Genomic DNA, 15,602 nt, shown 5'->3' with positions numbered 1-15,602 from the left:
ATGTCTTCCCCGACCGCCGTGACGCCATGATTGCGGAGAACCAGGATTCGCGCCTGCGGAAGATAGGATGCGATCTTTTCAGGAAGTTCCTCGCTTCCGGGAGTGGCGTAATCGACAACAGCCAGGTCAGATAAGGCCTGTAACCCCTCCGGCAGAAGGTCGAGACGAAATTCACGATCAGTGGCCGCCAATGCTGTGGTGAAGGGCGGATGAGCATGAACAACCGCACCGATCGAAGGAATCTTTTCATATAAAAGTAAATGCATCCGGTATTCCGACGATGGTTTAGGCCCCCCGGATAACGGTCTGCCGTCGGAGCGCAAGAGCACCAGCTGATCCTCGGTCAAGCGACCCTTGGGAAGTCCCGAGGGCGTGATCATAATCTGCGTGCGATCGACACGCGCCGAGAAATTGCCGTCAGCACCGGCGATATAGCCTTTTTCGTAAAGCCTCCGACCGACTTCGACCAGGTGCATCCGTAATTCGTTGTCATCAATCATGAAAACCAAGATACGATCAGAAATGGGATTGGTCAAGACGCTTGACAAAACAGGAAGAACAGGAAACAAAACTAACCCAATTTCAGTAAAACAGAATGAGTGGCATATAAACTGCGCAAAGCCTGAACAGGCATGCATCGTATGTTAATGACATTAGGATAATCGTCCAGATTGTTCAGGAAAATTGCTTGCATTCAGGCTGTATCACTCGTACATTATATGCGGAGTCGAGAGAGGGCATAAGAAAAATCTCTAACAATTATCTTATGAAGGTTGCCCTCTTGAGGTTGAGTCTTGCGCCGTGACCTCCGTTTTTGGAGTAGCGATGACAATATACCCGGACGGCTATAAAAACCCTTTAGCGTGTCTAAACGGGAGTTTTTTCCGTCTTCCCTCTCTCTTCTCAAAAATTTAGTCCCGCTTCATGCGGGGCTTTTTTTATTGGGGATTACTCAGACTTTCTGGGCCGACACGGCCTTCTTGAAGAAACGATAGAACTGCATCCGCTCCAGGTCGAAGGATATCTCGCGGGTGATATCCTGCAGATCGAATCCGGCGATCACGGTCTCTGCACGCACCCGGTTTTTGAACTCTACCAGCCAGCGGGCGATCGCCTCGATCATGGAAACATCGATTTGAGATTCCGAGCCCTTGATCAATATCACCTCGCCGTTGGGGTCGACCGAGAAATGCTTCAATATCGGGTAACCGGTCATCAACTCGCTCTTGGTCTCACGCAGAAGCTGTGTAATCCGAAAGCGAGAGAGAGAATCGGCGAAATGCACCCTGACCATATTGACCGCCTCAAGCAGGATAAAAACGGATTGCAAATCAAACTGGATTGGTTCGGATTCTTCGATTTCGGCCGGGGTCTCCTGCTGAAGTGCCAGGGCTACCGATTTCATTACCAGGTTGAGGGTGGAAACATTCAGATCCTCCCGCGCCAGGATAAGAAAACTGTACTGGCCGATACTCTTGATGATCGCCCAGCCTTTGGAGAGCTTGATCCGTACCGACGATTCCCCGCTGAGATGGTAGCTGAAACCGGTGAACTTCTCTTTCAACTCGGTCAGGCGGTTGTCCTCGAAATTGGCCGGCATGATTGCGTCGGAATCACCGCTCTGGCGCTTGTAGAGAACCACTCCGGTAACTCCGACAACACCTCTGATCTGGTTTAAGAGATTACTCATCTATGCCGCCTTGATGAAATCAATCACCCTGCGCGCGGTATCTTTCGAGGATGCCGACTGCGTCAGGACTACAATCAGGTAACTTTCTTTATACTTGAATATCATGATCCGATCGTCATCTAAAACCAGGAAGCCCTCCTGCATTCCCCCCAGGCTGGTGGTCAAATCCAGAAACTCGACCAGTTCGAACAGGTTCTCGAACAGGTGCACTTTCTCGATTTCGATTTCTTCATCGGTAAATGGTGTCAGAATCCCATCGCCAGAGAGCAAAAATGCGCGCGAGACACCGTCGATCTTGAGTACGGCTTCGAAGTCAGTCTCTTTTTTTTTAGGTTTACCGTAATCGAGAATAAAGTCCTGGTTGGTGCGGATAATCTTTTCGACCTCGTTGTGCTGTTTATTGATCAGCTTGGAAACCGCCTGTTTTTCGTCATCGGTCTCAAGCGGGGAATCCCACTCCTTCTGGATTTTGTGAATCAGAACACCATCCAGAATCACGGATGTGGTGATCCGGGCGTGAGGTGACCAGGCGAACTCGGTCTGGATCTGGATCATGAAATCCGGCCCGGTGACTTTGGAAAGCCGACCGGGCGGTTGATACTTGCTCATAACACCGCTGTCGACGATATCAGATCAGCATTTGGAAAAGCCACAGGAGGGACAGACCACGCACCCGGAATCGTGATGGAGCCTGTCGCCACAGTCGGGACATGCTTCCATGTCCACATCGCGATCAACTTTGTGATGACCATTCCCAAAATGCTTTTTCAAAACTTTGGCAATAGCATCGGGGATCGACATCACCATCTCCCCTTCCTGGAAGATCGGTGAGGATCCGCCGATACCGGTTAACTGATCTATTATATCGTCAACTCGGACGTTTGATCTTAGCGCTAAAGAGGTTAATCTGCAGATTGCTTCAGTGTCAGCCATCGTGGAAAAGCCCGATTTGCCGATCTGGGCGAAGATTTCAAACGGTTTGTTGCCGAGCATGTTGATGGTGACATAGAGGTTGCCGTAACCGGTCACGATCTTTTCCGTGAAGCCCTCCAGCTTGGCCGGGCGCTCCTTCGGCTTGATCTTGCTTCCGGCAGAAACCTCCTCACCCGAGGGCTGTGGCTGACCATCTTTGCTGTCGCCCTTGCCGGTCGAGAGCACCTGGTTCTGGCGACTTCCGTCACGGTAAATCGTGATTCCCTTGCACCCGGTCTTGAACGCCTGCCAGTAGGCGGTACGGACATCGTCCTCAGTCGCTTCATTGGGCATATTGATAGTCTTTGAGACCGAGCTGTCACAGTTTTTCTGGAAAACTGACTGCATACGCACATGATCCCCGGCGGAGATATCGGCCGAAGTCAGAAATACGTTTTTAATATCCTCGGGAATCTCATCGAAACCCTGGATTGAATTCGATTCGGCAATCTGCTCCATCAGCTCCTGGGAATAGAAACCGCGTTTTTTGGCGATTTCCTCAAAGATCGGATTGACCTCTATCAGCTTGGTGTTGTCCATCACATTGCGGACATAACTGACAGCAAAATACGGTTCGATTCCGGAGGAACATCCGGATATAATCGAGATCGTGCCGGTCGGGGCGATCGTGGTGATAGTCGCGTTTCTCATCGCCACACCCTCTTCGGCATAGACCGAATCTTTCCAGTTCGGGAATTTTCCACGGGTTTTGGCCAGCTCCGATGAATGGATATGGCCCTTGGTATTGATGAACTCCATGACCTTCTCGCCCAGGGCATAAGACTCTTCGGAAGTGTAGGGCAGGCCCAGCTTGACCAGCATATCAGCCCAACCCATCACACCCAGACCAATCCTGCGGTTGGCATGAGTCTGTTGCTCGATTTCCGGGATCGGGTATTTGTTCATGTCAATTACATTGTCCAGGAATCGAACCCCCATCTTGACCAGGTCAAGGAGCATCTCCCAGTTGATTCCCTTCTCAGGATGACGAGGATTGTAATCAGTCGGCAGAGGGTCATAGACCACATTTCCGAGATTAACCGAGGCCAGATTGCATGAATCGTACGGTGGTAACGGCTGTTCACCGCAGGGATTGGTGGCTTCGATCCTCTCGATTTTAGAGGTCGGGTTGACCGAATCCATGCGATCGATAAATACTACTCCCGGCTCACCCGTCAACCAGGCATGCTTGACGACTTCATCGAATACTTTAGTGGCATCCAGTCTCTGCGGTTTACCTTCCACCACAAGCGGTTTGCGGGTACGCGGATCGACCAGGTCGTACTCACGTTTCTCTTCCACCGCCTGCATGAAATCATCAGTAACAGCCACCGATATATTAAAGTTCGTCACCTGCGTCAGGTCGTCCTTGCAGGAAATAAACTCCATTATATCGGGATGATCGACACGGAGTATCCCCATATTGGCTCCGCGTCGGGTACCACCCTGCTTGACAGCTTCCGTGGCAGCATTGAAGACCTTCATGAACGAAACCGGCCCCGATGCTACCCCGCGGGTAGACGCTACCACGGAATTACGAGGCCTCAGTCGAGAAAACGCGAACCCGGTACCGCCACCGGACTTATGTATCAATGCGGCATGTTTGATAGTTTCGAAAATCTCTTCCATGGAATCGCCCACCGGCAGAACAAAACAGGCCGAAAGCTGTCCCAGCGGACGGCCGGCGTTCATCAGAGTAGGCGAATTTGGCATAAACGAGCGAGTCGTCATGGCATGAAAAAACTGTTCCTCGATATGCTTAACCTGCTCATCTTCAAGACCATAGCGGTATTCAGCCTTGGCGATATGCGATGCTACCCGGCGAAACAGATCGGCCGGAGTTTCAACGATCTTCCCTTCATCATCCTTGATCAGATAACGACGTTCCAGCACTTTCAGGGCATTTTCCGAAAGACCCAGCTTCTTGTCGACGTGCATAAATTAACAACCCTCCTCCATTACTCGGAAACCTGTCTGGCTGTACAGCTTTCCTCGTCGATTTCAAAATCCCAAAACACTATGGGAGCCTCCTTTTTCATAATCCGCAACATATCCAGACAGATCTTCCTGATCTCCCAATGCGCCCTCTCAGCACAACGGATCTTGAAGATATGCCGTAGCTCGCGGAAATTGGCAGTGATCACTATCTCGGAAGTGATTCCGCCCGGCAGGATGTAACGAGCATCCTCTTTAACCACCCCCTCAGCTACCATCTCTTCGTAAAGCTGGTAAGTCTGATCGGCCAGCTCCAGGTACTTGTCAGCATACCCGGCATCCTTGATCGTCTGTGGAACCACGACCTCGAACGGCTTGCGTTTGCCGTACTTGACATAGCGCTGCGATTCCTGCGACGGCGACGCCAGCCGGTGGCGGACCATCTCATGCGTGAAAACCCTCGATCCGCCCCTGATCCGAAATGTAGCCGATGCGTGCTCGAGCACAGAGTGATGCCCCTTGCGAATCACCTTCTTGATCAGCTCCTCGGTCGAAGCGGGTGGATCGTACCGATGAAACGATAAATAACAAGTGCGACAGGCGCGCTCAATCACATCCTCACCAGCAGGTGTAACCGCCATAAGTATTATCTCGTGATGTGCCTCGCGCGTGCCTTGCATAACCTTTTCCTGATAATCATCCATGATTACCCACCAATCTAAAACAGGGAACTTCCCTGTAAATCATTTTAAAGACTCGTGTTACAAATTAGCGCAAATTTTCCCTTTTATATATATGTGTATATTAAAATATTTTGATTGCTTAAATCGAGTTATAGCCGCCATTTAAAGCAAAACTTTAAAAGCCAAAAGCGAAATTATAATAACCGACGTTCAAGCCTTAGTCAAGAAAAATTTTGGAAAAATCCAAACAAAAACACAATATATTGTATCGCAGTGAATTATGAACCACACTATATTGTACCTATTCGATAACATAACCCTAACTATCACCAAGCGCCATCCTAACCTGTTGAGAAACGGTAAATTGTGAAAACCCGACCTTCGGGCTCAGGATGATTGACGATTTATACGTACATATTGAAGATATCTTAAGTCGTTACAATACAATGGCTTAACTGATGTGCAAATAAACCCGACAGAGGCTATTCCGGACACTTAAATACAGACAATTAAGAAATGACATCAACCTGCGGGTAGATATGTGTGGATCCGGATCTGAATCAGGGATTCAGCGAAGCTTGAGCTCCATTACAATCGTACGCCTGCGATAACGTGGCAGATCGTATTTGTCGGAATTGACCTTCTCGAAGCCGAGACTGCGATAGAGATTGAGCGCTGCTTTGAGCTTGGTGCTGGTCTGCAGGATGATTTTGTCTGCCTGGTTTGAACGAGCGCAGGCGATAGCTTCCTCGGCCAGCCTACGGCCCGCCTGTTTGCCACGGGCAGATTCGAGCACAGCCATCTTGGTGAGCTGGAAACATTTCTCGCCACAGGGAATCAACGCCGCCGTGCCTATGATTTTATTTTCGCGACGGGCAAACAGCACCTGGCCACCCTTTTTGATGATCAATCGGTTTGGATCTGACAATATCCGCCGATCCCGATCCTCTATTTTGAAATGGGATTGGAGCCATTCCTCGTTGATAGATTTGAAGTATTTCTTCAAATACGGACGGTAGGTCAGGATTTCGATTTTATCGGCCAGTTTTTTTCGCAAGCGTTCCCTTACCCGCGAATAGATCGACTTTTCGGCCAGACTGATTTCAATCTGTTCTATTCCACTCAATAGGTCGACACCGCAGTCTTTTATCAAGCTACCGGTGACTTCTTCGATATCGTCCCAGATCTCCTGGAGATCTGATGCCATACGCCTGCCTTTTTTTGAAAGAGCAAGCAGTCGCCGCCTCTCATCTTTGCGATCCTGGCGGGAGGTGATCAGCTTGTGGCGAGCGAGTTCGCCCGCGATCTGGTTGACTGCCGGATGTGTCAATCCGACAGCTTCCGCGATCTCGGTCACCGACCGGGGTGATTTTTTGCTGAGAGCATACACCACCACAAACCAGCGCGCTTCAAAAGCGACATCGAGCGAATGGTAGATTTTCGATGCATCGCGTTGCAGGGATTCCGCCAGACGTTTCAGCCGGGTGGCAAACGCTAACGCTCCGAGTTGTTTTAATAAATCATTCACAGCCAAAAACATTGCAGGTTAAACATATATTGAACCTGCAATATAATTAATTATCTACGCTTTGGCCAGAGCAATTATCAGTTTTCAACTGATTTATCTCGAAACCATTCAGGCCAGCCCGCGTTTGCGAAGATCTTTCATCTGCTTATGAAAGGTCCTGACCTTGCGGTGGAACTCACGCGAGGCCTGGCGGGAGGCACGGCTGTCCTGTTTGCGTTCGAGATAGGCCTGCTCCTTTTGGAGCTTGCGGTAACTCTGAAGCCGTGACCGGTCGAGTTCACCCGTTTCAATCGCCTCCCTGACCGCGCATCCCGGCTCGTCTTCGTGAGCGCAGTCATTGAATCGACAGCCCAGGGCCAGTTGCTCGATATCATCGAAACTCCGTTTCAGACCTTCGGGGCTGTTCCAGAGCTGAATTTCCCGCAATCCGGGAGTGTCTATAACCAGCCCGCCACCGGGCAACATCAGAAGGTTACGGCTGGTGGTGGTGTGACGTCCACGCTGGTCGTCTTCGCGAACCTCATGCACCAGCTGGCGGTTTTCGCCCAGCAGGTGATTGATCAATGAGGACTTCCCGACTCCCGAGGAGCCCAAGAAGACCCCGGTTAAGCCATCTGCCAGGAATTCATGCAGACCGTCGACACCGACACCATTGAGCGCGCTGACTTTGAGAAGCGGGAGACCGTAAGCAATCGACTCGACTGAATCTATAAAAGACGAGATATCCTCGTGCAGGTCGATTTTATTCAGCACAATCACCGGGCGAGCCCCGCTTTCCCAAGACAAAGTCAAAAAACGTTCAATGCGGCGCAGGTTAAAATCGTTGTCGAGCCCGCTGACCAGAAAAACCACATCGACATTGGCCGCCAGCACCTGCCTTATGGTTTCCTGGCCGGCAGACTTGCGCTGGATACTGCTGGCACGCGGCAGCACTTTCTCAATCACTGCCAGGTCGCCGGCATCGCTCTTGCGGCAAACTGTCCAGTCACCCACTGCCGGCAAGCCCTCGGGATCATCTGCTTTATGATACAACCTGCCGGCCGCAACCGCGGGCATCTCGCCTTGCTCGCACATCAGGCGGTATTGACGACGTTCCTGACCGCTTACCCGTCCCGGGAAGTGATCGCCATCTTCGTAATCGTGAAACATATCCCTGAAATTGTTACTATATCCGAGTTCACTTAATTGCATTTTATACAACCTCGTAAATTATGCTCTTGTCTATTGTTATTTGAATATATGCGGTAGTAAAACACTACCCGCACTACTGGACTATTAAGAAACAGTCGCGACGCGGTCGAAATAGTTGAGGATTGGTTTTAAAAAAAGATGATTATTTGATCAACTTCCGATCCGAGGCATGACTGTTCCATCTCTCTGCACAGCATCTTTCAACATAAAATCACGCCTCCTCTCGGTAAATCAACAATTACAAGTATTTACGCGGAGTAAATATAAAGTTTCATTAAATTTCGAGCAAGGACATTTTTTACGTTTCATCCCGAAACCGATTCAATGTAACATGAGCCGATGGTAACCGCAGGTGTCCGAAAAATGCGCACCTTGAAGAGATTGACTAAAAATCCCTGATACTGAACCGATAAGAACAGCAACATAATGCCTTGAACCACATCGGGTAATATTTTGCATGAAGTTCCGTTCGGTTGAGGCAGAGATGATAATATTTTAGTACCACATCATTAATAGTTGAAAGGGAGATGGACAAGATGATCACCGCGAATATCACAATATCTATTAAAATCCTTGTCCTCAATATCCGCAGGCTTATCGACCGCCTCGCTCACAGGCGCAGTCGTCTTGAGCCGGTTCGGGTGCTGACGAAACGTACGAGATTCTCAAACAGCAGAATGTAATTAGTATAGTCTAATTTCCGACCGCGTAAAAAGGAGGGATTATCGCAGGTTACTGATCGAATTTATGTCAACGCACATTATTTTTGTAAAAAGGAGATATGAAAATGAAGAGGAACGTATTAACAGTTTTCATGCTGGCTGTATTCAGCCTGGGGTTGTGCGCTTCGGCATTTGCCGGTGACAAGCAGGATTATGACCTGAACTGGTACGGTTATATCAAGCTGGACGGTTCCTATGATCAAAACCTCACCAGCCACGGCAATTTCTCGATGTGGGTCAATCCGCAGGAGTACGGTGAGGATGACGAACAATTCAATATGACCGCCAACCAGACCCGTTTCGGTGTCAAGCTCAATGGTCAGCCTGATAACAATACTGCCGTCAATGGCAACATCGAGTTCGACCTGTATGCCGGCGTATCCGGTGGAACAGTTGCCCAGAACAAGCCGATGCTCCAGTTGCGCCATGCCTACTTTTCGATACAGTTCGGCAACACCAAGCTAATGGCCGGACAGACCTGGGACCTGATCTCACCTCTGAATCCGTCGACATTCAACTACCCGGTTTTGTGGGGATGCGGTAACACCGGTTACCGTCGTCCGCAAGTAAGCCTGTGGCATACTTTCGAGGCCGGGCAGAGCACCGATGTCACCATGGCGGGCGGTTTCTTCCGGACTATCGGCAGTGACCTGACCCCGACTTTCACTCTGGCCGCGGGCGAGACCTCCGAGGGCTCCGATGACGGTACTGATGCCGGTATCCCGACTTTCCAGGGCCGTCTCGATGTCCAGAGCGAGTTCACAAACAGCAATATGAGAGTCGGTGTTTCCGGTCTCTACGGCACACTTAAGGCCGAAACCAACCAGGGCAACAACCAGGACTACGAAAGCTGGGCGGTCGTCGGTCACTTTATGTTCGCTTCCCAAAACGGCTTCGGTCTGTCTGGCGAAGTTTACAGCGGTCAGAATATGCAGTCCTATATGGGCGGTATTCTCAACAACAGCACCATCGACGGTGTCCAGAGCTTCGGCGGATGGGGCTCATTGTGGGCCCAGGTTTCGCCCAAAGTCAAGCTTTCAGCTGGTGCCGGCCTGGACAATCCGGATTCCGATGACGTTTCGGTCGGTGATCGCTCCCAGAACCTGAGCATATTCGGCAATATCAAGTACGCGATTATTCCCCAGGCCGCGATCGGTTTTGAGCTTTCGCACTGGACCACGGAATACAAGCAGGGTGCTGACAGTTTCGACGAAGTCTCCAACCTGCGCGCCCAGACATCATTGATATTTAACTTTTAGATAGCTGCGGTTTTATAAAGACGGGAATTTGCGATTCTCTGTATTACCCTATCGATGGCAGTCGGCCGGAATGTTGGATCCGGCCGACTGCGTTTATATATCTGCGCTCCCCCGCATCAAATCCTACTTATTCAGTACTTTGCTGATCACAATCACCTCCGCTCCCGGTTCGGATGAAATCAGGCAAGTGTCGCAGACTTCTCGAAAGATCTCAATCAGCATCTCCTTTTTTCCGGAGGAAAAGACCCTTCCGCGCAGAGAGATACTGAGTGTGAGCTGTCCGCTTTCGAGCGAAACCAGGATCTCGGCCAGTTCGTGATGGTTGAGATCGTAGGTCGTACTGCGCTCGCTGATCAGCTTGTCGATCAGTACCAGAAGCTGCCGACTGTCGTCAAAAGCTATTCCGGCCCGATCGAAAATTGCAACCAGGCAGTCCGGTACCAACTCGAAATTCTCGGGCGTGTTGGTAAAGGACAACTTGACTTCCTGCAGGTTCATAAGGCCCCCTAAGTAGGTTTACACATTCAGCGCGATGTCCCGTTCGCGCCGGGAGGTTTTCTGCCTCATTCTATATTAAATAACGTAAAATGGAAAAAATCGGACACATTATTTAGAGGCTGATTTTGACCTACCAGGGGGTCAATTCAGACTCAAAAAGGGGGAAAAATGGCATTACTAAGAGACCTCAAAAATGACTGCTGTGAGGTCATCGGAAAAGCTCGTTTTTTTCGTAATTCGTTGTACAGCGGTCTTTAAGTGAGATAGCGAGTGCTCAAAAGGGAGGTCGTAACTGACGAGAAACCAGTGGGTGACCCCGGATTTTCCGAGCATTTCACCCGTGGGTGTGACAGGCTTATAGCTGAAATTGGGGAAACCCTCAGGGACAAACCGATTCACCGGGACTGTCATGGAAAAGTGACCTTACTCGCAGATTTTGAACTGCAATGCCCTGCACGGCAATGCAATGTGCTATACTGATGGCTCATTCGCCGAAAGGTAATCATGTAAAAATCCAGACATTGTTTTTGAATTACTGCAATATCTTTCTATAAGGCTTTCCGACAAATATTTAAAGAGAAGTGCCGATAATCATATATTAGACGCCATTTAAGAACATGTTACGTAATCAGATTGTAAGGATTAGCTTACCGAAACGTTAAATGAATTTGAAAAACAGTTATTGCTATCTTGTGCTCATTTTAGGATTCATTTATATTGATGTAAGTTAACAGACGGGACCACCCACGGTAAATGACAGATGTCTACTAATTCAAACTTGACAACTGAAGCCAGCCGTATAGCAAAGCTGTACCGGTCGGCTTTTAACAACTTCGGCTGGAGAATGTGTGTCTGTAAAAAAGACGGCACGATAGTAACTGTTGATCCTGGCCTGCGGACATTTCTACATCTCGATGACAGCTCTTCAATTTATCAGGCTAACCTGTTTCAGATTCTGCATGATCTATCTTCAAATCGAATCAGTATTGAAGAGATGAGCTCGAAACTGCTAACTGAAAATCAGCATATCAACCTGCGCAATGACGGCCGCAACCAGCGTATGCTCGAGATAACTCCGGTTGCTGTCGCGAATGAACTCTCACAAGAGCTGATCGTAGTCGGAATTCGTGATTGCACGCAGGAGTATGATCTGCGCGCCGAACTTCGCCGTCGCCGGGATTTCGAAATGATGCTGGCGGATCTTTCCAGCCGGATGATTAACCTGACTTACAGCACAATCGATAAAACCATTAACATCGCCCTGCGCGAGATCGGCAAATACTTTGCAGTCGATCATACATACATAAACCTGTTTCGAGATGACGGCACCATCGTGGACTGTACCCATGAATGGACCCAGGATGGTTTTTCCCCCCTGATTGACCAGGTCCAGGGAATCCATATTGACAGCTTCCCTTACTATTTGAAATATGTCGAAAACAAAGAGACCCTGGTGATCAACAGCCTGGATGAATTGCCTGAAACAGCCAAAAATGAATATGATCATCTTGCAGCTCAGAATGTAAAATCAGCTCTGATGGTGCCCCTGATTTCAGAAGATGATATGATCGGTTTTCTGAGATTGGACACAGTCCGGCGGAAACAGCGCTGGGAAGAAGATTCGATCCGTTACTTGAAGATCTGCGCCGACCTGCTGGGCAACGCGCTGGTTCGCAGACAGGCGGAGGAAATCTACACCCAGGCGATCGAAAACAGCCTGCACGGTTACATGATTCACCAGCAAGGCGTGATTAAATTCGTCAATCCCCGTCTGTGCGAAATCTTCGGTCGAACCGCCAGCGAACTGTGCGCCATGACTCCTGAGGAAAATATCAACTTACTGCATCCGGAAGACCGCGAAAGAATTCGCAGGATAATCAACGGTCGTGAGCGGGGCGAAAAACAACCCAGCCACTATGAATATCGAGCGTTGCGTCCGGATGGTTCAGTCATATATCTGGAGAACTTTGCTTCCCGGATTATCTACCGCGGTCGTCCCGCGACTCAGGCCTCTGTGGTTGACATCACCGATCGTAAAAACGCGGAAATGCTTTTGCGCCTGCAACGGGATTTGAGTGTCAAGCTGAGCGCTCTCAGCAGTCTCGAAAATTCATACAAGGCGGTCTTCGACAGCGCTTTTAAAATCCGGGGTATTGACAGCGGTGGCTTCTATATAATCGATGACAAAACGGGTGATCTGCAACTTGTGTACCAGCGTGGGATATCCGCAGAATTTGTGCAAGCCAACAGCTATTTCGATGCAGATTCCAATCGAGCCCGGCTGGCTAAGATGGGAAAATCGGTTTATTATAGTAAACCTCAGCTTGAAGATACATTCAGCACAGAAGAAAAGCGTGAAGGCCTAACCTGGGTCGCGGTTCTGCCGGTTACGCATGACGGGCGTGCGTCAGGCCTGATCAATTTCAGTTCCCACAGCATCCACTCAATCCCGCGCAGCAATCGTCACGCCCTGGAAGCCATAGTCGGTCAACTGGGAAGGGTGATTGGACGGATTCAGGCTGAAAAGGAGAGGCTTCAGGCTGAGGAGAGAGTTACGAGTTTCATCCAGAATGTCGATGACATGGTGTATTTTCAGGGACTGGATGGTTCGCTGGCGCTCTTGAACGAAGCCAATGCTAAAATTACAGGCTATACAATAGAGGAGTTCAACAAAGATCCCCAACTCTGGCGTAAGATAGTACACCCGGAAGATGTCAAGACGGCAGAGGAGTTTTTCAGCAGGCATCCCGAAGGTGTACCCTCGTTTGAAACTGAGTATCGAATTCGCGACAAGCGTGGTCACTGGCACTGGATATTGTCACGCATGGTCGCAACACGTGACGAGACCGGGAAAATTATCGGCTACAACTGCATCGACCGCGACATCAGCGACCGCAAGCAGATCGAGGAAGCGCTCCGGGAATCGGAGATGCGCTACCATGAGCTGTTCCACTCGGTCATGGAAGGGATGGTCATGCTCGATGAAGACGAAATCATTCAGTTCTGCAATCCTGCCTTCGCCAAAATTCTGGAGGCAGACTCGATTTCTGAACTTATCGGCGAGAATTTCATCCGCTTCATTCCTGCTGACCAGATCGACATGGTCGAAGCACAGACTTTGATGCGCAAGGAAGGTCACAGCTCTCAGTACGAGCTCAGGCTCAAAACGATCCGGGATAATCAGCGTATCGTGCTGATTTCGGTTACACCACGCTTTAACAGGCGGGGTGGTTTTATCGGAACCGTGGCGGCCATGATGGATATCACCGAGACCCGCAAACTGCAGGAGATCGCTTCCCGTGCCCAGAGACTCGAAACAGCCGGCAAGATCGCCGGGCAGGTAGCCCATGATTTTAACAACCTGCTGGGTCCGATGATCGCCTACCCCGGTTTTGTACGGGAGTCTTTGCCCCTGGGTAGTTCAGGCACAAAATTTCTCGATGATATGGAAAAGGCCGCCCAGCATATGGCCGAGATTAATCAACAGCTTTTGACATTGGGACGGCGCGCGCATTATATCCAGGAACCTCTCAACCTCAATGAGGTCGTTCTCGATGTAATCGGTCAGGTATATCCGTTGCCGGATACCATTTCAGTCGAAAAAGAGCTCGACAGCAAGCTGATGAATATCAAGGGCGGTAAATCTCAGATCACCAGGGTTATATCAAACCTGACTTCCAACGCTCTGGATTCGATGCAGGAGATAGGCTGTCTGACGATCAAAACCGAAAACTACTATGCAGAGGATATTTCCAAGAAGTATGGCAAAGTGCCTCGTGGTGAATACGTCAAGCTGACCATTTCCGATACCGGATGCGGGATTGCGGCGGATATTATCAACAACATTTTTGATCCATTCTTTTCTACGAAAACAGCCGACAAAAAACGTGGCTCGGGCCTCGGACTGAGTGTAGTTCACGCTGTAATCCAGGATCATAATGGATTCATCGACCTGAAAAGCGAAGTTGGTAAAGGCACCAGTTTTTACATCTACCTGCCGATCACAAGGGAAACCAAAGAACTAGATAGAGACGATGATATCCCCGGTGGCAGTGAGTTGGTGCTGGTAGTCGATGATGATGAAATCCAGCGCGATGTCACACTCAGGCTTTTAGAAAAACTGGGCTATAAAGTAACCGTGTCCCCTTCCGGGGAAGATGCACTCAAGCTCCTGGGTGAACATTCGTTCGATCTTCTGGCACTGGATTTGATCATGCCGCCCGGAATTGACGGCGCTGAGACTTTCAGGCGCGCGCTTCAAATCAACCCCTCGCAAAAAGCTATAATTGTGTCCGGTTATTCCGACCGCGTCCGGGCCGAAGTCGCACTAAAGCTCGGAGCCGGGGCCTATGTGCGCAAGCCTCTCACACTTAAATCTCTGGCAACTGCTGTCAGGGAAGTACTCGATCGCAAACAAAATTCAGAAATCAAAAAGTAGAAGCTGTTTCTTGCGGGCAATGATCCAGAAATGGGTCTCACCGTTCTGCTCAATTTCCTGCTGGTACTCGATCTCGAATTCCAGCCTATTCATTAGATTTATGTAATAATACGGTTCATAGTGACTGAAGAACATCGGTACTCCGTGGAAATCCTCCACCCCTTCCCAGTCGCTGTTACCCAGGCTGAAAAGTATGCATCCCCCCGGCTTCAAGATCGTATGCAGGCTGGTGAACAGGCGATCGTGAAGATTTCGTTCGACATGAAAAACTGAATAAAATGCGGTCACACCATCGAAGCTTTCAGGCTCAAAATCAAGCTCTGTGATATCCATCAGGAAAAACTTTGAACCAGACAGGTTTTCGCGCGCCAGCTTCAGCATCGAGGAGGAAATATCTACGCCGGTATAAGTATACCCGCATTCAACGAGATACCTACCGACTGGTAAAGCCGAACCGCATCCGAGATCAAGGACCTCGGCATGATCAGGAAGGAAATCAGAAAACTTTTTGAGTATTTCCCGATTATCAAAAAGATCACGCTCGCGCGCGTATATCTCCGTGATCCTATCATAACCGGCAGATACAATTTTTCGGGGCTTTTCCATATATTTTTATAAAATAGGTTAGCTCTTTTCAGGTGCAACAATTATGTTGTACTTTCATCAAGACAGGCAGTGGGAGGAAC

Annotated in this window: 11 protein-coding genes; 2 read left to right on the top strand and 9 right to left on the bottom strand. The window is 49.5% G+C overall.

The window, feature by feature from the left end; translation table 11 throughout:
* The 7 genes from GF404_08975 to rsgA all read right to left on the bottom strand — a co-directional run.
* On the bottom strand, window positions 1-638 hold a 638-nt coding region (locus GF404_08975), incomplete at its 3' end, for a hypothetical protein (GenBank protein MBD3382315.1).
* Between the two features lie 314 nt (window positions 639-952).
* Entirely contained in the window at window positions 953-1,690 is a 738-nt protein-coding gene (locus tag GF404_08970) for a hypothetical protein (protein MBD3382314.1), read from the bottom strand.
* Window positions 1,691-2,299, bottom strand: a complete 609-nt coding sequence (locus tag GF404_08965; GenBank protein MBD3382313.1) for a hypothetical protein — start codon at window positions 2,297-2,299, stop codon at window positions 1,691-1,693.
* Window positions 2,300-2,323: 24 nt separating this feature from the next.
* On the bottom strand, window positions 2,324-4,600 hold the full coding sequence (locus tag GF404_08960) for a vitamin B12-dependent ribonucleotide reductase (GenBank protein ID MBD3382312.1): 2,277 nt from the start codon (window positions 4,598-4,600) through the stop codon (window positions 2,324-2,326).
* Between the two features lie 20 nt (window positions 4,601-4,620).
* A complete protein-coding gene (gene thyX / locus GF404_08955; GenBank protein MBD3382311.1) occupies window positions 4,621-5,301 on the bottom strand; it encodes an FAD-dependent thymidylate synthase in 681 nt (226 codons plus the stop codon).
* A gap of 547 nt (window positions 5,302-5,848) precedes the next feature.
* On the bottom strand, window positions 5,849-6,820 hold the full coding sequence (locus GF404_08950) for a GNAT family N-acetyltransferase (GenBank protein MBD3382310.1): 972 nt from the start codon (window positions 6,818-6,820) through the stop codon (window positions 5,849-5,851).
* Between the two features lie 96 nt (window positions 6,821-6,916).
* Window positions 6,917-7,999 carry a ribosome small subunit-dependent GTPase A gene (rsgA, locus tag GF404_08945; GenBank protein MBD3382309.1) on the bottom strand — a complete coding sequence of 361 codons (1,083 nt, stop codon included), beginning with the start codon at window positions 7,997-7,999 and terminating at the stop codon, window positions 6,917-6,919.
* Between the two features lie 787 nt (window positions 8,000-8,786).
* Between rsgA and GF404_08940 the strand changes: the two genes are divergently transcribed.
* Window positions 8,787-9,980 (top strand): hypothetical protein, encoded by a 1,194-nt coding sequence (locus GF404_08940; protein ID MBD3382308.1) that lies wholly within the window; start codon window positions 8,787-8,789, stop codon window positions 9,978-9,980.
* Window positions 9,981-10,103: 123 nt separating this feature from the next.
* On the opposite strand, the gene GF404_08935 is transcribed toward GF404_08940, so the two are convergent.
* On the bottom strand, window positions 10,104-10,478 hold the full coding sequence (locus tag GF404_08935; GenBank protein MBD3382307.1) for a hypothetical protein: 375 nt from the start codon (window positions 10,476-10,478) through the stop codon (window positions 10,104-10,106).
* A gap of 760 nt (window positions 10,479-11,238) precedes the next feature.
* Between GF404_08935 and GF404_08930 the strand changes: the two genes are divergently transcribed.
* Window positions 11,239-14,916, top strand: a complete 3,678-nt coding sequence (locus GF404_08930; protein MBD3382306.1) for a PAS domain S-box protein — start codon at window positions 11,239-11,241, stop codon at window positions 14,914-14,916.
* Here GF404_08930 and GF404_08925 read toward each other — a convergent pair.
* On the bottom strand, window positions 14,899-15,522 hold the full coding sequence (locus tag GF404_08925; protein ID MBD3382305.1) for a methyltransferase domain-containing protein: 624 nt from the start codon (window positions 15,520-15,522) through the stop codon (window positions 14,899-14,901). The two genes, GF404_08930 and GF404_08925, sit on opposite strands and share 18 nt — an antisense overlap.
* Window positions 15,523-15,602 lie beyond the last annotated feature (80 nt).

The sequence above is a fragment of the Candidatus Zixiibacteriota bacterium genome (genome assembly GCA_014728145.1).
Lineage (GTDB): Bacteria > Zixibacteria > MSB-5A5 > JAABVY01 > JAABVY01 > WJMC01.
This window is presented reverse-complemented; position numbering and strand designations above follow the sequence as displayed.